This is a genomic window from Nocardioides sp. 31GB23 (assembly GCF_040012395.1).
Lineage (GTDB): Bacteria > Actinomycetota > Actinomycetes > Propionibacteriales > Nocardioidaceae > Nocardioides > Nocardioides salarius.
Genome location: NZ_JBDYKJ010000038.1, coordinates 24,252 through 43,356, shown reverse-complemented (window position 1 = coordinate 43,356; position 19,105 = coordinate 24,252). Strand labels below are relative to the sequence as shown.

Sequence of the window (19,105 nt, the reverse complement as noted above, 5' to 3'; positions counted from 1 at the left end):
TGTCGAGTGGGTCGTCCAGGGGCGACGCAGGAGCGTCGACGCGACGTGCTGAGAGGTGGTTCCAACCGGGCGCTAGGACACCGGCTACAGGCATGGCGATAGGTCAGGAACGGCGTCGCTCCCTGCGCAGGAGGGAGCGCAGAGTCTCGGCGTTCGCGTAGCCGACCCGTAGCGCGATCTCGGCGGAGGTGAGGTCCGTGGTTGCTGAGAGGTGCCGAGCTCGTTCGATGCGAAGCCGTTGGACGAAGCCGAGCGGAGTGAGGTTGAGCGCCGCACGGACTCGTCGTTCGAGGGTGCGCCGGCTGGTGCCGAGCGACTGCGCGACGAAGGCGACGTTGAACGGTTCGTCCAGGCGGGCGCGCACGAAGCGTTCGAACTCGACGACGATCGGGTCCTCGTGCCGGAGATGTTCGTAGGCGACGAAGGCCGCCTGCGACGGACGCTCGTCGATGATGAGGAGCTTGGCGACATGTTGGGCCAGGTCGGGGCTGATCGATCGCACGAGTGAGAGCGCGAGGTCGATGTGGGCGAACGCGGCGCCGGCGGTGACGAGGTTCCCGTCCACGACGACCATGGTGTCGAGATCGAGGGCGACGGTCGGATAGCGCTTCAGGAACTCCGGCCCCAGGAACCAGCTGGTCGTCGCCCGCCGATGATGCATCCGTCCGGTCTCGGCGACGGCGAACACGCCGGTGCACGCCGCGGCGATCCGGGTGGTCGCGTCGTCGAGGCGCCCGAGCGAGGCGATGACCGAACGAGCATCTCGGCTCTGGAGGGCGTCGTTGGTAGCGGCGGCCGTGAGGGTTCCAAGCGCAGGGACGACGACCACGTCGAACTCTCCGGACTCCGACAGCGGGTGGTCAACCGACAGGGTCATCGATGCCGTCGTGGTCACTCGCCGTTTCGGTCCGAGGATGGCGAGTTCGATCGGGTCGATCCGCGGGTCGATATCGCCGCGGGCTCCGTCGGCCACCCGCACGATGTCGATGACCGACGCGACAGCCGAACCGAAGCAGCCGTCGATCGCGATCAGTCCGATACGCATGGCGCGAACAATAGCAATACTGTCGTATACGCCACTCCCCATCGGCCCTCGCTCGTCATACGCTGAACTCGCCCCACGAAGAACCCCGACTTCAAGGAGAACCCCTCATGTCCACACCCGCATCACTTCCGTATGCCTTCGTCGCCAAGATCGTCGCGGCCGATGGACAGCACGACGCGCTCGCCGATCTGCTCGCCGGCGCTGTCGCACTCGCCAACGAAGAAGTGGGAACGATTGTCTGGTTCGCGGCTAGAACCCACGCCGACACCTTTTGGATCTTCGATGCATTCCCCGACGAGGCCGCTCGCGACGCCCACGCCAACGGCGCCATCGTCGCAGCCCTGATGGCCAACCAGGACCTCCTCGGCGCAGCACCCGAGATCCTGGCGGCCGACGTCCTCGCGTCCAAGCTCCCGTAGTCCGCCAACGCACGAGACGATCGCGCCCCGCCGAGCCGTCGGACCCGACCGCCTCGACACCCGCACCACGTTGACGATCCCCGACGGGCCGATCACGAGGGGGGCCAGGCAACACCAGGCGCAAGCCTGGAGCGGCACTGGTTCACCGGTGGTCATCGAGAGAGCCAGCGCGGTTCCATGGCAGCGCAACCGTGTCAACTTGCCCTCCGTCCCGCTAGGCGCCGTGGGCGGGTCTTGGTTGCGATCCGTTGCCGTGACGGGAGACGCGTTGCGCGTCGCAGCGATGACGGGGCGTTGGCGTTCCGGGGCGTTGCGTTCGTGCGCGTCGCCCGTGCGGCATGGAACATCTCGCTGCGCACACAACGACCGCTGCGCCGACGCACCGTTGACACCTCGCACGTCCAGGTCGCGACACAACGCCACGCCGCGTTGCCGAGCGGAGCGAGGCCTATCGGCACACGGACAGGATGCCGGCCGCGAGCGCTCAGCCGGCGAGGGGTCCGTCGCAGAGGAGAGCGACGTCGGTGTCGGGGGCAGAGCCGTGAGGCCAGCGCATCGCGCGACCACCAGAACCCAACCGCCCTGCCCTGCGTTTCCGCAGGTCAGGGGCTGTTCGCCAGAGCCGCCTGTCGGAATCGAACCGACGACCTAATCACGTCGGCTTTGCGTCTATCGCTTGATGCGCCCACTGGGCGAACGAGCCGCTGACCTGCGCAAACGCCGAGAGTGGGCGCCGCCATCCGGTGGTGACCGACGACGACCGACCAGTACCGACCGTTTCACCGGAGCTTGCGGCGGCGTCGAAGCCGAGCAAGCTCCATTCTTTTAGCTCACCGCGCCCTCCTCCTAGCCGGTCCCGTCGTCGTCGAAGACGTTTCAGGGGTCTTCCCAGATGGCGGTGTAGGTCGGCCGGGCGCGTCGGTCCGCAGATAGACGTCGAGGTCTCCCGACGACGGAGCTGCTACGCCATCCATCCGAAAGACCTCGACGTGTCCGACGCTACCCCGCCGGCCGGCTTCGGCCGCCCTGACCTGACCGCCTTCGCTCGACTCGACGGCCTCGGTCTGAGCGTGACCGGGCAACGACTTGAACCGGATCGTGCGGTCCTCGCGTGCCGCTTGGTGGAACCAGATCAGTGGTGCCGACGGTGCGGCAGCGAAGGCGCTGCTCGTGACACCGTGATCCGGCGGTTGGCCCACGAGCCGCTGGGCTGGCGACCGACCGTGCTGGAAGTTGTAGTGCGCCGCTACCGCTGTGCCGACTGCGGACACGTGTGGCGCCAAGACACCAGCGCCGCGGCGGAGCCACGCGCGAAGCTCTCGCGCACCGGGCTGCGGTGGGCGCTGGAAGGGATCGTGGTCGCACACCTCACCGTCGCCCGTGTCGCCGAGGGACTCGGGGTCGCGTGGGACACCGCCAACAACGCGGTCCTGGCCGAAGGCAAGCGGCTGCTGATCAACGACCCCACGCGGTTCGAGGGCGTGAAGGTCATTGGCGTCGATGAGCACGTCTGGCGCCACACCAGGCGTGGCGACAAGTACGTCACCGTGATCATCGACCTCACCCCGGTCCGCGATGGCGCCGGCCCAGCAAGGCTGCTGGACATGGTCGAGGGCCGGTCGAAGGCGGCGTTCAAGACCTGGCTCGCCGACCGCGACGACGCCTTCCGTGACGCGGTCGAGGTGGTCGCGATGGACGGCTTCACCGGGTTCAAGACCGCCGCTGCAGAGGAGATCCCGGACGCGGTCACGGTGATGGATCCCTTCCACGTCGTGCGCTTGACCGGTGACGCCCTCGACAGGTGCCGGCGCCGGGTCCAACTCGCGATCCACGGGCACCGTGGGTTCAGGGACGACCCGCTCTACAAGTCGCGGCGCACGCTGCACACCGGCGCGGACCTGCTCACCGACAAGCAGAGCGACAGGCTACGCGCGCTGTTCGTTGATGACGCTCACGTCGAGGTCGAGGCGACCTGGGGTGTCTACCAGCGCATGATCGCCGCCTATCGCCACGAGGACCGGCAACGTGGCCGCGAGCTCATGGAGAAGCTGATCACCGACCTCAGCGCCGGCGTCCCCAAGGTGCTCACCGAGCTCACCACCCTGGGCCGGACCCTGAAGAAGCGAGCCGCTGACGTGCTCGCCTACTTCGAACGACCCGGCACCAGCAACGGGCCGACCGAGGCGCTCAACGGACGGCTCGAACACCTGCGCGGCTCCGCACTCGGGTTCCGCAACCTGACCAACTACATCGCCCGAAGCCTGCTCGAGACCGGCGGCTTCAGACCCCAACTTCTACACCCCCGATTGGGATGAGCCGGTTTGCCGCCTCGCCACGCCGACGACACCCGGATTTGGCGCGACCTGGGGGTTGGGCTAATGTTCCTGTCGCAGCCCGGGGGAAACCCCAGGCGGCAAGCGGACGTAGCTCAGTTGGTAGAGCGCAACCTTGCCAAGGTTGAGGTCGCGAGTTCGAGCCTCGTCGTCCGCTCGGAGAGGTCTCTCTCTTGGTTAGACCTCCGTGGTGGAGTGGCCGAGAGGCGAGGCAACGGACTGCAAATCCGTCTACACGGGTTCAAATCCCGTCTCCACCTCGGGCGATTGGCGCAGCGGTAGCGCGCTTCCTTGACACGGAAGAGGTCACTGGTTCAAACCCAGTATCGCCCACCAGGTTCGTAGCACCCCGAGGCCGGTCTCCTTCTCAGGAGCCGGCCTCGTTCCATGTCCGGACAGCACGCGAGCGGGGGCTGGCGCGAGGCGCACCATCCTGACGACCCGTACGCCGCCGTCGGCGTGTCGCGTGAGGGTCGTCAGGACCGTGACGGGCCGGTCGGCGTAAGCAAGGTGGGCGGGGTTGCTTGCGGGGTCTCGGCGACGTTCCTCGCTGGCGCTCGTCGCTGCTCGACCAACGATCGCCGAGCCGGCTCGTTCGAACCGGCCGGCTCGGCGAGGCGGCAGGGACGTCCAGTCGGGTCGTCTGGACACCTGCCGGATTCACGGCCGAGGTTCGCCAACAGCCTGCGCGGCCGTCGCGGCCGCGACAGAGTTCGGAGGGACGCCGCCACCTCAGTCCCCCCTGGTGGTCGCGGTCCGAGGCGCAACCCGGCCGTCTCCGGCGTGTCCCCGCCGGAGACGGGTCAGCCTCGTCCTTCGACACGGATGACCTCATCAGTCACATCCGTCACACGGGCCACAGCTGGGCCTACATTCCTCGGGTGCACCGACCTTCCCGCCTGTCCGCCGTCGTCGCCACCGCGCTCGCCACCGCCGCCCTCTCGCTGCCCCTGTCGCCGACACCCACCGCCTCGGCCACCGCGCCCGTGGCCACGGTCCAGGTCAGCGCCGCCGCCGGAACCGCGGACCGCCGCGCGGCGGACGACCGCGACCGGGGCTGGGCGCGCCTGACCACCTACCGGCGGGCCGCGCTCGAGGGCTGTCGCCCACCGCGCAAGGACGGCTTCCGCCGCATCGTGCTGCGCCTGCACAACGTCCACGAGAAGCGGCTGCGCCGAGCCGAGATCAGCTTCAAGGACCGCGCCTACTCCCAGCCGTGGAGCGGCAGCAGCCGCACGCCGTGGGTGCGGCCCGGCCGCGCCGCGCCGCTCGCGCGGGTCTCCACCACGGGCCGCCTGGTCACCCAGCGGCTGCGGGTGCGGCTGCGCACCCGCCACGACGCGAGCCCGGTGCGCTCGCTGCGGTGGAGCGAGGTGCCGACCTGCCGACGCGGGCGCCGCTGAGCCTCACAGCGGCGTGAGGCTCGCGCTCGGCAACCACTCCTGCACCAGGCCCCACGAGCCGGGCCGCACGCGCGCGGCGTACACGACCAGGCCCTGCCAGCCCTCGGGACCCTGCCGCCACTCCAGCAGCAGGCCGGGGCGCTTCTCGCCCTCCTCGTCGAGCGGGTCGCCCACCCAGCAGTGCCGCGCGGGGCACGCCGAGGTCGGCGTACGACGCGCGGGCGCGGCGGGCGGGGCCGGCCGGTCGCTGCGCCGGCGCTCGCCGAGCGGCACCCCGCTCCCCCGCTTGTTCATCCCGCCGGCCACCCGCCGATCCTCCCACAGGATCGAACGCACGTTCGACCCCCGTGTCGATCCGTGCGCGCCCCGCGGCGTCGGATACGGTCGTGGGGACCCGCACCCGAGCCGACCGAGCCGACAGACCCGATCAGCGGAGGACCACCGTGCCGAGCACCCCCCATCCGTCCCGCGCGAGCACCCGCCGCCCCGTCCTGGGCTCGGTGCTGGTGCCGGTGGCCGTGTCCCTCATGGTCGCCGCCGTGCTGGTCGTGCCGGGCCTGGTCTCCCCCGGCGATGCCACCGAGGACCGCACCCGCGACCTCGACCGCTCGGCGGCCGGCTCGAAGAGCTGGGACACGATGAAGACCTACAAGCGCGCGAAGCTGCAGGCCTGCCGCCCGCCCTCGAGCAACGGCTACGCCCACCTGCTGGTGCGGATGAAGAACAAGCACAACACCTCGGAGCGCCGCGCCGAGGTGTGGGTCAAGGACGCCGCCGCCGGCCCGATGTGGACCTCGTCGGCGCACAGCGGCTGGACGCGCGCGGGCAGGCGCAAGGTCTTCGCCCGCTTCAGCGGCACCGGCGACCTGGCCAAGCAGAAGGTGCGCGTCAAGATGCGCACCCACAACGGCGCGAAGAAGTTCACCTACTTCAACTGGTCACGCGTGCCCGTCTGCTGACCGGCCGGCGACGGCTCAGTCGTCGTCGGTCGCGGCGTCCTCGTTGTGGGTGCCGGGGCGCGGGGCCCAGGGCAGCTCCTTCGCCGGGCGTACGACGATCAGCCGGTCACCGCGGGCGAGCTGGCTGACCACCGGGTCGAAGTAGCGGTAGACCTTCTCGTCGCGCACCACCGAGATCACCTGGTCGGGCAGCGACTGGGGCTGGCGGCCCACCTCGGTGACCAGCAGCTCGCGCTCGGCCACCTCGAGCCCGTCGCCGTAGCTGAGCAGGTCCTCCATCACGGTGCCCAGCGTCGGGGAGACGCTGGACAGGCCCAGCAGCCGGCCGACCGCGTCGGAGGAGGTGATGACGGAGTCGGCGCCGGACTGCCGCATCAGCGGCGAGTTCTCGTGCTCGCGCACCGCGGTGACGATGTAGGCGTCGGGGTTGAGCTGGCGCACCGTCAGGGTGGCCAGCACGTTGGAGTCGTCGCGGTCGGTGGTGATGATGACCTGCTCGGCGTCGGCGACACCGGCGCGGCGCAGCACGCCGCGGCGGGTCGCGTCGCCCGAGACGACCGCCAGGCCGTCGGCGTGCGCGTCCTGCATGGCGACCTCGCTGGGGTCGACCACCACGATCGCCTCCCGCTCGAGACCGTTGTTGAGCAGGGTCTGCACCGCGCTGCGGCCCTTGGTGCCGTAGCCGATGACGACGACGTGGTGGTCCATGTGCTTCCTCCAACGGGCCACGCGGAACATCTCGCGACCCTGTGATGCCAGCACCTCGATGGTCGTGCCGATGAGCAGGACCAGGAACGCGATGCGGGCGGGGGTGATGACGAAGGCGTTGATCAGGCGGGCGGAGTCGGTGACCGGGGAGATGTCGCCGTACCCGGTCGTGCTGAGCGTGACGGTCGTGTAGTAGATCGCGTCGATCAGGCTGATGCCCGGGTCGGGTCCGGTGCCGTCGCGGTAGCCGCCGCGGTCGAGGTAGACCAGCAGCACGGTGCCGACGAGGATGGCCAGGGCGGCCAGCAGCCGCCGGGACAGCTCGAACCAGGGCGACCGGACCGGCTCGGGCAGGGAGATGGTCCCCCGCTCGCGGCCCTCGGTGAGGTCACGGGGCTGCTCGGTCACACGGGCGAACCTACTCGACCGGCTCCTCGAGCGGTGCGAGGCGGTCCCGCGACATGCGGGCCCGGAAGCGCTGCACCAGCTCGAGGCGCGCCCGCGTGGTGGCCGACTGCGGGAAGACCGTGTCGAACGCGGCGTTGACCGCCGCCCCGATGAGCACGGCCAGGGCGAGCAGGTAGAGCCAGAGCAGTACCGCGATGGGCGCCGCCAGCGGGCCGTAGATCGAGCGCGACTCGGCGGCGGTCACGGTCAGCACCCAGCGCAGCAGGTAGGAGCCGCCGATCCAGGCCAGCAGCGAGAAGGTGGCCCCGGGCAGGTTGAAGCTCCAGTTGGTGCGCACCGGCACCGACAGGTGGTAGAGCGTGGCCAGGAAGCAGATGCACACCGCCACCACGACCGGCCAGTAGAAGGCCATCAGCATGTCGACCCGGTTGGGCAGCACCTGGCGCACCATCGTGGGCCCGGCCACGACCAGCGGGAGCGAGACCACGCCGGTGACCATGGCCAGCACGTAGAGCAGGAACGACAGCGCCCGGGTCTTGACGATCCCCCGGTGCCCGCCGAGACCGTGCATCACGGTGATGGTGTCGACGAAGACGTTGAGCGCGCGCGAGCCCGACCACAGGGCGAGCACGAAGCCCAGGGAGATGACGTCGAAGCGACCGCCCTCCAGGACGTCGTCGATGGTCTTGGCGATGACGTCGTCGACGGCTCGCTCGGTGAGCAGGCGCGAGGAGACCTCGAGGATGGCCGCGCGCACGTCCTCGACCTGGGCGGGGGTGAACTGGTCGGAGACGTAGCCGACGCCGCCGGCCAGCGCGAAGATCAGCGGCGGCACCGAGAGCACCGCGAAGAACGCCGCCTCGGCGGCCAGTCCGGTCACCCGGTAGCGCAGGCACGAGCCCGCCGTGGTGACCACCAGGCGCCACAGCAGGTGCCCCGCCCGCCGCGCTCGCGCCTCGAGCGTCTCGCGCAGCTGCTCCACCGCCTCGCGCAGCTGGGAGGTCCCTCCGGTGCCCGAGGCCATGCGCCTACGGTATCCGCATGCAGACCTCCAGCAGCGCTCGCGCCGACCTGCGCGTCGTGACCAACCAGGCTCCCCCGCTCACCGGCCACAACGTGGTCACCGCCGACGCCGCCCTCACCGAGGGCGTGCTGCGCCACGGCACCCAGGAGACGCTCGACAGCCTGGTGGCCCTCGGCACCGAGGCCGGCTCGGCCGAGGCCCGCGAGCACGGCCAGCTCGCCAACGAGCACCACCCCGAGCTGGTGCCCTACGACCGCTACGGCCACCGCATCGACGAGGTGACCTTCCACCCCTCGTGGCACTGGCTGATGGAGCGCGCCGTCGGGCACGGCCTGGCCGCGACCCCGTGGGAGGAGCAGGCCGAGGGCGATCGCCACGCCCACCTGCGCCGCGCCGCCGGCTTCATGGCCTGGTCGCACACCGAGCCCGGGCACGGCTGCCCGATCTCGATGACGTACGCCGCCGTGCCGGCGCTGCGGGCCGACGAGGCCATCGCCAAGGAGTGGACCCCGCTGCTGGCCTCGCGCCGCTACGACCCCGGGGTGCGCAACCCGAGCGAGAAGCTCGGGGCGCTCGCGGGCATGGGGATGACCGAGAAGCAGGGCGGCTCCGACGTGCGCGCCAACGTGACGCGGGCGCAGCCCTCGGGCGGCCTCGACGGCACCTACACGCTGCACGGGCACAAGTGGTTCACCTGGGCGCCGATGAACGACGTCTTCCTGGTGCTGGCCCAGACCGACGGCGGGGTCACCTGCTTCGTGGTGCCGCGGGTGCTGCCCGACGGCACCCGCAACCAGCTCGACGTCGTGCGGCTCAAGGACAAGCTCGGCAACCGCTCCAACGCCTCCTCCGAGCTCGAGATGGACGGCACCGTCGGGCTGCGCCTGGGCGACGAGGGCCGGGGCGTGCGCACCATCATCGAGATGGTCGCCGCCACCCGGCTCGACTGCGTGCTGGGCTCGGCCTCCCTGATGCGCCGCGCGGTCTCGGAGGCCTCCTGGCACGTCACGCACCGCTCGGCCTTCGGCTCGCGCCTGGTCGACAAGCCGCTGATGCAGAACGTCGTGGCCGACCTGGCCGTGGAGTCCGAGGCCGCCACCGCGCTGGCGCTGCGCCTGGCCTCGGCCGTCGACGGGCTGGCCGACCCGCACGAGGCGGCGCTGCGGCGCATCGCCCTGCCGCTGGCGAAGTTCTGGGTCTGCAAGCGCACCCCGATGATGGTCGCCGAGGCGCTGGAGTGCCTGGGCGGCAACGGCTACGTCGAGGAGTCGGTGATGCCGCTGCTCTACCGCGAGGCCCCGCTCAACTCGGTGTGGGAGGGCTCGGGCAACGTCAACGCCCTCGACGTGCTGCGCGCCCTGGGCCGCGAGCCCGAGGTGCTCGACGCCTGGATCACCGAGGTCGGCCTGGCTCGCGGCGGCGACGCGCGCCTCGACCGGGCCGTCGAGGACACCCTGGCCCTGATCGGCTCGCTGATGGGCGAGCCCGAGGCGATGGAGCGCAGCGCGCGCCGGCTGGCCTCGCGGATGGCGGCGGTGCTGCAGGGCTCGCTGCTGGTGCGCTTCGCCCCGCCCGAGGTGGCCGACATCTTCTGCGCCTCGCGGCTGAGCCCGTCGTACGACGGCGTGCTGGGTGCACTCGAGGGCGGCGACCTGCGTGCGGTCGTGGAGCGGACCACCCCAACCGTCTAGGCGGGGCGCCCCGCACGGGCCTCAGCTCAGCTCGAGCCCGGGGTAGAGCGGGTGCTTGTCGAGCATCTCGGCGGAGCGCGCCCTGACCCGGTCGGCGACGCCGTCGGCCAGCACGAACGACGCCTTGGACTGGCCGCCGGCCTTGGTCGTGCCGGGCTGGGTGTTGGAGAGCACGTCGACGATGAGGTCGGCGACGGTGTCGAACTCGTCGTGGCCGAACCCGCGGGTGGTCAGCGCCGGGGTGCCCAGGCGGATGCCGGAGGTGTACCAGGCGCCGTTGGGGTCGGCGGGCACCGAGTTGCGGTTGGTGACCACGCCAGCCTCGAGCAGCGCCGACTCGGCCTGGCGACCGGTCAGGCCGTACTTGCTGACGTCGACCAGCACCAGGTGGTTGTCGGTGCCGCCGGTGACCAGGTCGGTGCCGCGGGTCAGGAAGCCCTCGGCCAGCGACTTGGCGTTGTCGGCGACCTGCTGGGCGTAGCCGCGGAAGGAGTCCTGGCGGGCCTCGGCGAAGGCGACGGCCTTGGCGGCCATCACGTGCGAGAGCGGGCCGCCGAGCACCATCGGGCAGCCACGGTCGACGCTGGGGGCGTACTCCTCGGTGGCCAGCACGATGCCGCCGCGCGGCCCGCGCAGCGACTTGTGCGTGGTCGAGGTGACGATGTGGGCGTGCGGGACCGGGTCCTCGTCGCCGGTGAAGACCTTGCCGGCGACCAGACCCGCGAAGTGGGCCATGTCGACCATCAGGGTCGCGCCGACCTCGTCGGCGATCTCGCGCATCTTGGCGAAGTCGACCCGGCGGGGGTAGGCGGAGTAGCCCGCCACCAGCACCAGCGGCCTGAACTCGCGGGCCTTGGCGGCGACCTTGTCGTAGTCGAGCAGCCCGGTCTCGGGGTCGGTGCCGTACTGCTGCTGGTGGAACATCTTGCCACTGATGTTGGGCCGGAAGCCGTGGGTCAGGTGGCCGCCGGCGTCGAGGCTCATGCCGAGCAGGCGCTGGTTGCCCAGCTCGCGGCGCAGCTCCTCCCAGTCGGCGTCGGTGAGCTCGTTGACGTTCTTGGCCTGCGCCTTCTCCAGCCAGGGGCCCTCGACGCGGTGCGCCAGGATCGACCAGAACGCCACCAGGTTGGCGTCGATGCCCGAGTGCGGCTGCACGTAGGCGTACTCGGCGCCGAACAGCTCGCGGGCGTGCTCGGCGGCGATCGACTCGACGGTGTCGACGTTCTGGCAGCCGGCGTAGAAGCGGTGACCGACCGTGCCCTCGGCGTACTTGTCGCTGAACCAGGTGCCCATGGTCATCAGCACGGCCGGCGAGGCGTAGTTCTCGCTGGCGATGAGCTTGAGCGAGGCGCGCTGGTCGGCGAGCTCGGCGCGGGTCGCCTCGGCGATCCGCGGCTCCACCGAGGCGATGACCTCGAGTGCCTGGGAGTAGGCGCTGCTGGACAGGCGGGACAGGTCGTCGGTCATGGGGCCAGCCTACGCAGCGCGCCGCCCCGGCCGGGCCCGTGGCAGCGGCGTACGCCGGCCGGCAGGGTGTGACGTGTGCCGCACTCGCGGCGCGGTTGAGCGTGCGGACGGCACCGCCGGTCCAGATGTCGAGATCGACGTCTCACTGCATGAGATGTCGGGTTGTGGCCGGGCCGTCCAGAAGTTGAGACTCCTTGCCATGAGCCTCGCCGCGACCCACGTCCACCTGGTGGTCCGCCGCCACGTGGACCTCGGGCGCACCCGCAGCTCGATGTGTCGACCCTCCTGAGCCGCCCTTTCCCGCGCGTCGCCGCGCACCCGCTCTCGAAGGACAACCGATGACCGAGCTCCTCACCCCCGCTCCCGCCCCTGCCCGCCCCCGCGCCAAGCGGGGCGAGGGCCAGTGGGCACTGGGCTACCGCGAGCCGCTCAACAAGAACGAGCAGGCCAAGAAGGACGACAACCCGCTCAACGTGCGGGCACGCATCCTGCACACCTACTCCCGCCGGGGCTTCGACTCGATCGACCCGGCCGACCTGCGCGGCCGCTTCCGCTGGATGGGCCTCTACACCCAGCGGGCCCCCGGCTTCGACGGCGGCAAGACCGCCATGCTGGCCGAGGAGGAGCTCGACGACCGCTTCTTCATGATGCGGGTGCGCACCGACGGCACCCTCCTCGACGCCGCGGCCGTGCGCGCCCTGGGCAGCGTCGGTGTCGACTTCGCCCGCGACACCGCCGACGTCACGGACCGCCAGAACATCCAGTACCACTGGATCCGCATCGAGGACGTCCCGCAGGTCTGGGAGCGCCTCGAGGCAGCAGGCCTGAGCACCCTCGAGGCGTGCGGCGACTCGCCCCGGCCCTTCCTCGGCTCCCCGCTGGCCGGCGTGGCCGCCGACGAGATCATCGACGGCACCGCGGCGCTGGAGGAGATCAACCGCCGCTACATCGGCGACCCCGAGTACGCCAACCTGCCGCGCAAGTTCAAGACCGCGCTCACCGGCCACCCCTCCCACGACGTCTCCCCCGAGACCAACGACATCGCCTTCGTCGGCACGGTGCACCCCGAGCACGGCCCCGGCTTCGACCTGTGGGTCGGCGGCGGGCTCTCCACCAACCCGATGCTCGCCCAGAAGCTGGGCGTGTGGATCCCGCTCGACGAGGTCGCCGACGCCTGGGCCGGGGTCGCCGCGGTGTTCCGCGACTACGGCTACCGCCGGCTGCGCTCGCGGGCGCGGCTGAAGTTCCTGGTCTCCGACTGGGGCGTCGAGAAGTTCCGCGAGGTGCTCGAGACCGAGTACCTCCAGCGCCGCCTGGTCGACTGCGAGTCGCCGGTCTCCCCGCGCGCCCACCGCGACCACATCGGCGTGCACGACCAGGTCGACGGGCTCAAGTACGTCGGCGTGGCCCCCGTGGTCGGGCGGATCTCGGGCACCACGCTGCTCGGCCTGGCCGACGTGATCGAGGAGTTCGGCCTCGCCGGCGCCCGGCTGACGGCGTACCAGAAGATCGTGCTGCTGGGCGCCGACCCCGCGCGCATCGAGGACCTCGTCGCCCGCCTCGACTCCATCGGCCTCTCCGCCCGGCCCTCGGGGTGGCGGCAGAACACGATGGCCTGCACCGGCATCGAGTTCTGCAAGCTGGCCATCGTCGACACCAAGGACCGCGCCCGCGCCCTGGTCGCCGAGCTCGAGCAGCGCCTGCCCGACCTCGACGTGCCGATCAGCGTCAACGTCAACGGCTGCCCCAACGCCTGCGCCCGCACCCAGGTCGCCGACATCGGCCTCAAGGGCCAGCTGGTCACCCACGAGGGCAGCCAGGTCGAGGGCTTCCAGGTGCACCTGGGCGGCGCCACCGGTCTGGGGGCCAACTTCGGGCGCAAGCTGCGCGCCCACAAGGTCACCAGCGCCGGCCTGGGCGACTACGTCGTCGCGGTCGTCTCGCACTACCTGGCCGACCGCACCGGGCCCGAGGAGCCCTTCGCCGACTGGGTGGCCCGCGCCGACGAGGCACTGCTGCGCGGCGAGGCGGAGGTGCCCGCATGAGCGAGCGCGCGGTGCCCTACCAGTGCCCCTACTGCGGCGACGACGACCTGCGCCCGCACGAGGTGGTCGACGCCGACGGCGAGGTCAGCTCGCCGCACGGCCAGTGGGCCTGCCGCTCGTGCCTGCGTGCCTTCTCGCTCAAGATGCTGGGCCAGCTGCGCCCCGGCCCGACGGCCGACGGCGGCCCGGCGTGAGCACCGCGACCACGCGCGCCGCGCGGGCCAACCGGGCCACCAGCACCGAGGGGCGCAGCCCCGAGGAGCTGCGCGAGATCGTGTCGCACTGGGGCGCCGAGCTCGAGCTCGCGCCGGCCGAGACCATCATCGAGTGGGCCGCGGCCACCTTCGGCGACCGCTTCGCCATCACCTCCTCGATGGGCGACGCGGTGCTGGCCCACCTGGCCTCGAAGGTGGTGCCCGGCATCGACGTGGTCTTCCTCGACACCGGCTACCACTTCGTCGAGACCATCGGCACCCGCGACGCCGTCGAGGCGACCCTCGACGTCACCCTGCGCACCGTGCGGCCCGAGCTCAGCGTCGCCGAGCAGGACGCCCAGCACGGCCCCGACCTCTACCGCACCGACCCCGACCGCTGCTGCGCGATGCGCAAGGTCGAGCCGCTGCGCCGCACGCTCGCGTCGTACGACGCGTGGGCGACGGGGCTGCGGCGCGCCGAGACCCACGACCGGGTGATCGCACCCGTCATCGGCTGGGACGCGCGCAAGCAGAAGGTCAAGGTCTCCCCCATCGCCCGCTGGTCCGACGAGCAGGTCGAGACCTACATCGCCGAGAACGGGGTGCTGGTGAACCCGTTGGTCCACGACGGCTACCCCTCCATCGGCTGCTGGCCCTGCACCCGGCGCGTCGCCCCCGGCGCCGACGCCCGCAGCGGCCGGTGGGCCGGCACCAGCAAGACCGAGTGCGGGATCCACGCATGAGCAGCACCCGCCCCACGTACCCCAACGCCCGGCACGACCCGAGGAGGTCCCTCTCATGACCGCTCCCGCCCTGGTGGCCCTGGCCCACGGCAGCCGCGACCCGCGCTCCGCCGAGACCATCGGCGCCCTCGTCGACGAGGTCCGCGCCACCCGCCCCGACCTGCGCATCGAGAAGGCCTTCCTCGAGCTGGCCAAGCCGTCCTTCCAGACAGTCGTCGACCGGCTCGTGCGCGCCGGGCACGACGAGATCGTCGTCGTGCCGCTGCTGCTCACCGAGGCCTACCACGCCAAGGTCGACGTGCCGGCGGTCATCGCCGCCGCCACCGAGCGGCACCCCGACCTGAAGATCCGCGCCACCAAGGTGCTGGGCCTGGAGACCTCGTTCCTCGAGGTGCTCGACGTGCGGATGCGCGAGGCGCTGCAGCGCTCGCGGGTGCGCGAGCTCGACGCGCTGGTGCTGGTCGCCGCCGGCTCGAGCGACGCGCTGGCCAACCAGAGCGTGGCCCGGATGGCCCGCCTGTGGGGCGCCCACCACAAGCTGCCGGTCACCGCCGCCTTCGCCTCCGCGGCCCCGCCTGCCGCCGGCGAGGCGGTGCGCGCCTTCCGTGCCGAGGGCCGGCGCCACATCGCGGTCGCCTCGCTCTTCCTGGCCCCCGGCTTCCTGCCCGACCGGGCCGCCGAGCTCTCCCTCGAGGCCGGCGCGGTCGCGGTCTCCGAGCCGCTGGGGGCGCACCCCGAGATCGCCCGCGCCGTGCTGGCGCGCTACGCGGTCGGCGCGGTCGAGCTCGTCCCGGTCTGACCCGGACCGAACCGGGCTGACCCCGGTCAGAGGACCAGGCGCTCCAGCAGGTGCTCGAGCTGGCGCGCCGGGTCGCGGGTCAGGCCGCCGTGCACCGGTCCGGGCTGCAGCACGGTGCTGCGCGGCGCCTTGAGGAAGCCGAAGCGCTGGCTCAGCGGGTGGCCCGCCGCGGCGCTGGTGGCGGCGTCGCCGGCGCACACCGCACGCACCACCTCGAGCGCCTCGCACACCCGGTCGAGGTCGAGGGCGGGGTCGAGCGCGCTCAGCCGGTCGCGGTCGACGTGCCAGGCGGCGTCGAGGTAGTCGTGGGCCTGGGCGTAGACGACCACGCCGACGTTGAGGAACTCCTCGCGGTCCACGCGCGGCACGCAGCGCAGCGTGACGTACTGGTAGGCCACCGGGGCGGTGGGGCTCATCGCGCGGAGTCCGTCGCCGGGAGCCAGGCGCGGGTGGCCAGGCGGGCCGCGAGCAGGTCGACGTACGCCGCGCGCACCTCGCCGGGCGTCTCGGCGCCGGGCACCGGCTCGAGCCACTCGTCGGGCACCGTGGCCAGCACCGCGGCCAGGTCGTCGACACCCAGCAGGGCGCTGATCTCCTCGTCCGCGGCCGGGAGCCGGTCGAGGTGGTCGACGAGCGCGTGGTCGTCGACGCTCCACGGCTGCTGGGCGAACCGCTCGCCGGCGCCGGGACGCTCCAGGCTGCCGCCGGGCCACCCGTGGTGGAAGTACAGCGACGCACCGTGGTCGATGACCCACAGGTCGTCGTGCCAGACCAGCAGGTTGGGGTTGCGCCACGACCGGTCGACGTTGGCGGTGAAGGCGTCGAGCCACAGCACCCGGGCGGCCTCGTCGGGGCCCGAGCCCGACGGCAGCGTGCCGTCGAAGCCGAAGGAGCCGGGCAGGAAGTCGACGCCGAGGTTGGTGCCCACGCTCGAGCGCAGCAGGTCCTGGACCTCCTCGTCGGCCTCGTAGCGGGCCAGCTCGTCGTCGAGGTCGAGCACCACCAGGCGCGGGGTCCGCAGTCCGATCCGACGCGCGATCTCGGCCACCAGGACCTCGGCGACCAGCACCCGCAGGCCCTGGCCGGCCCCGCGGAACTTGCAGACGTAGGTGCCGAGGTCGTCGGCCTCGACGATGCCCGGGAGGCTGCCGCCCTCGCGCAGCGGGGTGACGTAGCGGGAGACCGCCACCCGCGCCAGCGGGGCGGTCTGCGGCCCCGACGTGGTCGGCGCGCTCACCGCACCGGCTCCTCGTCGAGCAGCCGCCGGCGCTGGGCCTCGACGTCGACGTCGGTGGTGGGCCAGGTCGGGGCCAGGTGCACCAGCGTGTCGCGCAGCAGCAGCCCGACGGCCAGGTTGCGGTACCACTTCTTGTCGGCCGGCACGACGTACCAGGGCGCGACCTCGGTGTTGGTGCGCTCGAGCGCGGTCTCGTAGGCGGCGCGGTACTCGGGCCAGCGCTGGCGGTCGTCGATGTCGACCGGGTCGAACTTCCAGTGCTTGTCGGGCCGGTCGAGGCGCTTGAGCAGGCGCTCGCGCTGCTCGTCGGGCGAGATGTGCAGGAAGCACTTGAGCACCGGCGTGCCGGCGGCCAGCAGCTCGGCCTCGAGCTCGTTGATGGCCTCGTAGCGTCGCTCGACCTCCTCGGGCTCGGCCAGGGCGCGCACCTTGGCCACCAGCACGTCCTCGTAGTGGGAGCGGTCGAAGACGCCGATGCGACCCGGGGACGGCAGCGCGCGGCGCACCCGCCACAGGAAGTCGTGGGCCAGCTCCTCCTCGGTGGGGCCGGCGAAGGCGGTGACCTGCACGCCCTGGGGGTCGACCAGGGAGACCGTGTGCCGAACCACGCCGCCCTTGCCCGAGGTGTCCATGCCCTGCAGCACCAGCAGCACGCTGCGCGCGCCGCCGCTGCGGCCCTCGGCGTAGAGACGCTCCTGCAGGTCGCTGAGCTCCTCGCCCAACGTCTCGAGCGCCTCCTGGCCCTCGGACTTGCCGCCGTCGAAGCCGGGCGTGGCGTCGGTGGGCAGCGCGGACAGGTCGACGGGGCCCGGTGGCAGGCGCAGGTGCTCGGCGATCACCCGGGCATCCTGCCACCTCGCCGAGGCGGCCTCAGTCGTCGTCGCCGCGGTCGGAGGCGGCGAGCTCCTCGCGCACCACCGAGAAGGCCAGCGAGGAGCCGTAGCCCTTGCGCGCCAGCATCCCCACCAGCCGCCGGGTCGCGGTCGTGTCGTCGACCCGGGCCAGCGAGCGCAGCTTCTTGCGCACCAGCACCCGCGCGGACTGCTCCTCGTCGTCTGGGTCGACGTCCTCGAGCACCTCCTTGACCAGGGCGTCGTCGACGCCCTTGCGGCGCAGCTCCTGGGCCAGCGCGCGAGGGGCCAGGCGTCGACCGGTGGCGTGCTCCCCCGGCCCGCGGGCCGCGACCCAGGCCCGGGCGAAGGCCTCGTCGTCGACCAGGCCGACCTCCTCGAAGCGGTCGAGCAGCCGGGTGGCGATCTCGTCGGGGACCAGCTTGGCGGCCAGCTTGTCGGCCAGCTCCTTGCGGCTGCGCGCGCGCCCGGTCAGCTGGTCGAGCAGGATCGTGCGCGCCACCGACTCGGGGTCGGCCTCCGGGCCGTCGGCGACCGGGTCGGCCGGCACGGCCGGTGGTGGGCTCGCCGGCTCCGCGCGCTGGGTCCAGGCGTCCACGCCGAGGGACACGTCCCCCGCCCAGTCGGGCGGCGGACGGTCCTCGTGCAGCTCACCCACGTCGTGCCTCCGGCTCAGAAGTCGTCGACGCCCACCGGGTCGGCCTCGGCGGGTGCCTCGGCATCGACCTGCGGACCGACGCCGAGCTTCTCGAGGATCTTCTTCTCCAGCTCGTTGGCCAGGTCGGGGTTGTCGCGCAGGAAGGTCCGCGCGTTCTCCTTGCCCTGGCCCAGCTGGTCGCCGTCGTAGGTGTACCAGGCACCGGCCTTGCGCACGAGGCCCGCCTCGACGCCGACGTCGATCAGGCCGCCCTCGCGGCTGATGCCCTTGCCGTACATGATGTCGAACTCGGCCTGCTTGAACGGCGGCGCGACCTTGTTCTTCACGACCTTGCAGCGGGTCCGGTTGCCGACCATGTCCTGGCCGTCCTTGAGCGTCTCGATGCGGCGCACGTCGAGGCGCACCGAGGAGTAGAACTTCAGCGCCCGGCCACCGGTGGTGGTCTCGGGCGAGCCGAACATCACGCCGATCTTCTCGCGCAGCTGGTTGATGAAGATCGCGGTGGTGCCGGAGTTGTTCAGCGCACCGGTCATCTTGCGCAGCGCCTGGCTCATCAGGCGGGCCTGCAGACCGACGTGGCTGTCGCCCATCTCGCCCTCGATCTCGGCCCGGGGCACCAGGGCCGCGACCGAGTCGATGACGATCAGGTCGAGGGCACCCGAGCGGACCAGCATGTCGGCGATCTCGAGCGCCTGCTCACCGGAGTCGGGCTGGGAGACCAGCAGCGCGTCGGTGTCGACGCCCAGGTTCTTGGCGTACTCGGGGTCGAGCGCGTGCTCGGCGTCGATGAAGGCGACGATGCCGCCGCCACGCTGGGCGTTGGCCACCGCGTGCAGGGCGACCGTCGTCTTGCCCGAGGACTCCGGGCCGTAGATCTCCACCACCCGCCCGCGGGGCAGGCCACCCAGGCCCAGCGCCACGTCGAGGGCGATCGAGCCCGTGGGGATCACCTCGAGGGGGGCGCGCGTCTCGTCACCGAGGCGCATCACCGAGCCCTTGCCGAACTGCTTCTCGATGTTGAGCAGCGCGGCGTCGAGCGCCTTGTCGCGGTCTGCACCAGCCATGATGTCTCCGTCCGTGGGCGGCGCCTGCGGCACCGCGGTCGTCCCAGTTGTCTGTCG

At 71.9% G+C, this 19,105-nt stretch carries 19 protein-coding genes and 3 tRNA genes; 12 read left to right on the top strand and 10 right to left on the bottom strand.

The window, feature by feature from the left end:
- Positions 1-103: 103 nt before the first annotated feature.
- Positions 104-1,045: a helix-turn-helix domain-containing protein gene (locus ABKW28_RS13540; RefSeq protein ID WP_007079305.1), complete on the bottom strand. Its 942-nt coding sequence runs from the start codon at positions 1,043-1,045 to the stop codon at positions 104-106.
- Positions 1,046-1,152: 107 nt separating this feature from the next.
- Between ABKW28_RS13540 and ABKW28_RS13535 the strand changes: the two genes are divergently transcribed.
- From ABKW28_RS13535 to ABKW28_RS13510, 6 genes are all read left to right on the top strand, one after another.
- Positions 1,153-1,464 (top strand): antibiotic biosynthesis monooxygenase, encoded by a 312-nt coding sequence (locus ABKW28_RS13535; RefSeq protein WP_348610460.1) that lies wholly within the window; start codon positions 1,153-1,155, stop codon positions 1,462-1,464.
- A gap of 989 nt (positions 1,465-2,453) precedes the next feature.
- Complete coding sequence (locus tag ABKW28_RS13530; RefSeq protein WP_348610466.1) at positions 2,454-3,779, top strand: ISL3-like element ISPfr2 family transposase; 1,326 nt, start codon at positions 2,454-2,456, stop codon at positions 3,777-3,779.
- Positions 3,780-3,881: 102 nt separating this feature from the next.
- Positions 3,882-3,954, top strand: a tRNA-Gly gene (locus ABKW28_RS13525).
- Between the two features lie 32 nt (positions 3,955-3,986).
- Positions 3,987-4,057: transfer RNA gene (locus tag ABKW28_RS13520), tRNA-Cys, on the top strand.
- Position 4,058: 1 nt separating this feature from the next.
- A tRNA-Val gene (locus ABKW28_RS13515) sits at positions 4,059-4,133 on the top strand.
- A gap of 545 nt (positions 4,134-4,678) precedes the next feature.
- Positions 4,679-5,200 carry a hypothetical protein gene (locus ABKW28_RS13510; RefSeq protein WP_193669312.1) on the top strand — a complete coding sequence of 174 codons (522 nt, stop codon included), beginning with the start codon at positions 4,679-4,681 and terminating at the stop codon, positions 5,198-5,200.
- A gap of 3 nt (positions 5,201-5,203) precedes the next feature.
- Here the strand turns inward: ABKW28_RS13510 and ABKW28_RS13505 are convergent, their stop codons facing one another.
- The gene (locus ABKW28_RS13505; RefSeq protein WP_193669311.1) at positions 5,204-5,536 is read right to left on the bottom strand and encodes a hypothetical protein; all 333 of its coding nucleotides are present in this window, start codon (positions 5,534-5,536) and stop codon (positions 5,204-5,206) included.
- Between the two features lie 107 nt (positions 5,537-5,643).
- Between ABKW28_RS13505 and ABKW28_RS13500 the strand changes: the two genes are divergently transcribed.
- Positions 5,644-6,159: a hypothetical protein gene (locus tag ABKW28_RS13500; protein ID WP_348610457.1), complete on the top strand. Its 516-nt coding sequence runs from the start codon at positions 5,644-5,646 to the stop codon at positions 6,157-6,159.
- Between the two features lie 15 nt (positions 6,160-6,174).
- On the opposite strand, the gene ABKW28_RS13495 is transcribed toward ABKW28_RS13500, so the two are convergent.
- Positions 6,175-7,275 (bottom strand): NAD-binding protein, encoded by a 1,101-nt coding sequence (locus ABKW28_RS13495; protein WP_307822757.1) that lies wholly within the window; start codon positions 7,273-7,275, stop codon positions 6,175-6,177.
- A 10-nt stretch (positions 7,276-7,285) separates the two neighbouring features.
- A complete protein-coding gene (locus ABKW28_RS13490) occupies positions 7,286-8,299 on the bottom strand; it encodes a YihY/virulence factor BrkB family protein (protein WP_193669309.1) in 1,014 nt (337 codons plus the stop codon).
- Between the two features lie 17 nt (positions 8,300-8,316).
- Here ABKW28_RS13490 and ABKW28_RS13485 point away from each other — a divergent pair, with 17 nt between their 5' ends.
- Positions 8,317-9,990 carry an acyl-CoA dehydrogenase family protein gene (locus ABKW28_RS13485; protein WP_348610454.1) on the top strand — a complete coding sequence of 558 codons (1,674 nt, stop codon included), beginning with the start codon at positions 8,317-8,319 and terminating at the stop codon, positions 9,988-9,990.
- 21 nt (positions 9,991-10,011) lie between these two features.
- Here the strand turns inward: ABKW28_RS13485 and ABKW28_RS13480 are convergent, their stop codons facing one another.
- Positions 10,012-11,457, bottom strand: a complete 1,446-nt coding sequence (locus ABKW28_RS13480; RefSeq protein WP_348610451.1) for a glycine hydroxymethyltransferase — start codon at positions 11,455-11,457, stop codon at positions 10,012-10,014.
- 338 nt (positions 11,458-11,795) lie between these two features.
- On the opposite strand from ABKW28_RS13480, the gene ABKW28_RS13475 reads away from it, so the two are divergent.
- Genes ABKW28_RS13475 through ABKW28_RS13460 form a run of 4 tightly spaced genes read left to right on the top strand, consistent with a single transcriptional unit; the run spans position 11,796 to position 15,238 of the window.
- On the top strand, positions 11,796-13,502 hold the full coding sequence (locus tag ABKW28_RS13475) for a nitrite/sulfite reductase (RefSeq protein ID WP_193669306.1): 1,707 nt from the start codon (positions 11,796-11,798) through the stop codon (positions 13,500-13,502).
- The gene (locus ABKW28_RS13470) at positions 13,499-13,696 is read left to right on the top strand and encodes a hypothetical protein (RefSeq protein WP_193669305.1); all 198 of its coding nucleotides are present in this window, start codon (positions 13,499-13,501) and stop codon (positions 13,694-13,696) included. Before ABKW28_RS13475 ends, ABKW28_RS13470 begins: the two co-directional genes overlap by 4 nt.
- A complete protein-coding gene (locus ABKW28_RS13465; protein ID WP_348610448.1) occupies positions 13,693-14,439 on the top strand; it encodes a phosphoadenylyl-sulfate reductase in 747 nt (248 codons plus the stop codon). The genes ABKW28_RS13470 and ABKW28_RS13465 overlap by 4 nt, the downstream gene beginning before the upstream one ends.
- A 55-nt stretch (positions 14,440-14,494) precedes the next feature.
- On the top strand, positions 14,495-15,238 hold the full coding sequence (locus ABKW28_RS13460; protein WP_348610445.1) for a sirohydrochlorin chelatase: 744 nt from the start codon (positions 14,495-14,497) through the stop codon (positions 15,236-15,238).
- Positions 15,239-15,264: 26 nt separating this feature from the next.
- On the opposite strand, the gene ABKW28_RS13455 is transcribed toward ABKW28_RS13460, so the two are convergent.
- The 5 genes from ABKW28_RS13455 to recA are packed head-to-tail and all read right to left on the bottom strand — an operon-like array spanning position 15,265 to position 19,051.
- Complete coding sequence (locus tag ABKW28_RS13455) at positions 15,265-15,654, bottom strand: DUF3037 domain-containing protein (protein WP_348610442.1); 390 nt, start codon at positions 15,652-15,654, stop codon at positions 15,265-15,267.
- The gene (locus ABKW28_RS13450) at positions 15,651-16,475 is read right to left on the bottom strand and encodes a HipA family kinase (RefSeq protein WP_348610439.1); all 825 of its coding nucleotides are present in this window, start codon (positions 16,473-16,475) and stop codon (positions 15,651-15,653) included. The genes ABKW28_RS13455 and ABKW28_RS13450 overlap by 4 nt, the downstream gene beginning before the upstream one ends.
- Positions 16,472-17,311, bottom strand: coding sequence for a PPK2 family polyphosphate kinase (locus ABKW28_RS13445; RefSeq protein ID WP_348610463.1), 840 nt, complete (start codon positions 17,309-17,311; stop codon positions 16,472-16,474). The genes ABKW28_RS13450 and ABKW28_RS13445 overlap by 4 nt, the downstream gene beginning before the upstream one ends.
- A 34-nt stretch (positions 17,312-17,345) precedes the next feature.
- The gene (locus ABKW28_RS13440; RefSeq protein ID WP_348610436.1) at positions 17,346-17,984 is read right to left on the bottom strand and encodes a regulatory protein RecX; all 639 of its coding nucleotides are present in this window, start codon (positions 17,982-17,984) and stop codon (positions 17,346-17,348) included.
- Positions 17,985-17,998: 14 nt separating this feature from the next.
- Complete coding sequence (gene recA, locus ABKW28_RS13435; protein WP_341229448.1) at positions 17,999-19,051, bottom strand: recombinase RecA; 1,053 nt, start codon at positions 19,049-19,051, stop codon at positions 17,999-18,001.
- Between the last annotated feature and the right edge of the window lie 54 nt (positions 19,052-19,105).

Bases quoted from the DNA above. Each gene is read 5' to 3' on its own strand.
- ABKW28_RS13540 (WP_007079305.1), bottom strand. From the start codon at position 1,045: ATGCGTATCGGACTGATCGCGATCGACGGCTGCTTCGGTTCGGCTGTC.
- ABKW28_RS13535 (WP_348610460.1), top strand. From the start codon at position 1,153: ATGTCCACACCCGCATCACTTCCGTATGCCTTCGTCGCCAAGATCGTC.
- ABKW28_RS13490 (WP_193669309.1), bottom strand. From the start codon at position 8,299: ATGGCCTCGGGCACCGGAGGGACCTCCCAGCTGCGCGAGGCGGTGGAG.
- ABKW28_RS13485 (WP_348610454.1), top strand. From the start codon at position 8,317: ATGCAGACCTCCAGCAGCGCTCGCGCCGACCTGCGCGTCGTGACCAAC.
- ABKW28_RS13480 (WP_348610451.1), bottom strand. From the start codon at position 11,457: ATGACCGACGACCTGTCCCGCCTGTCCAGCAGCGCCTACTCCCAGGCA.
- ABKW28_RS13475 (WP_193669306.1), top strand. From the start codon at position 11,796: ATGACCGAGCTCCTCACCCCCGCTCCCGCCCCTGCCCGCCCCCGCGCC.
- ABKW28_RS13470 (WP_193669305.1), top strand. From the start codon at position 13,499: ATGAGCGAGCGCGCGGTGCCCTACCAGTGCCCCTACTGCGGCGACGAC.
- ABKW28_RS13460 (WP_348610445.1), top strand. From the start codon at position 14,495: ATGACCGCTCCCGCCCTGGTGGCCCTGGCCCACGGCAGCCGCGACCCG.
- ABKW28_RS13455 (WP_348610442.1), bottom strand. From the start codon at position 15,654: ATGAGCCCCACCGCCCCGGTGGCCTACCAGTACGTCACGCTGCGCTGC.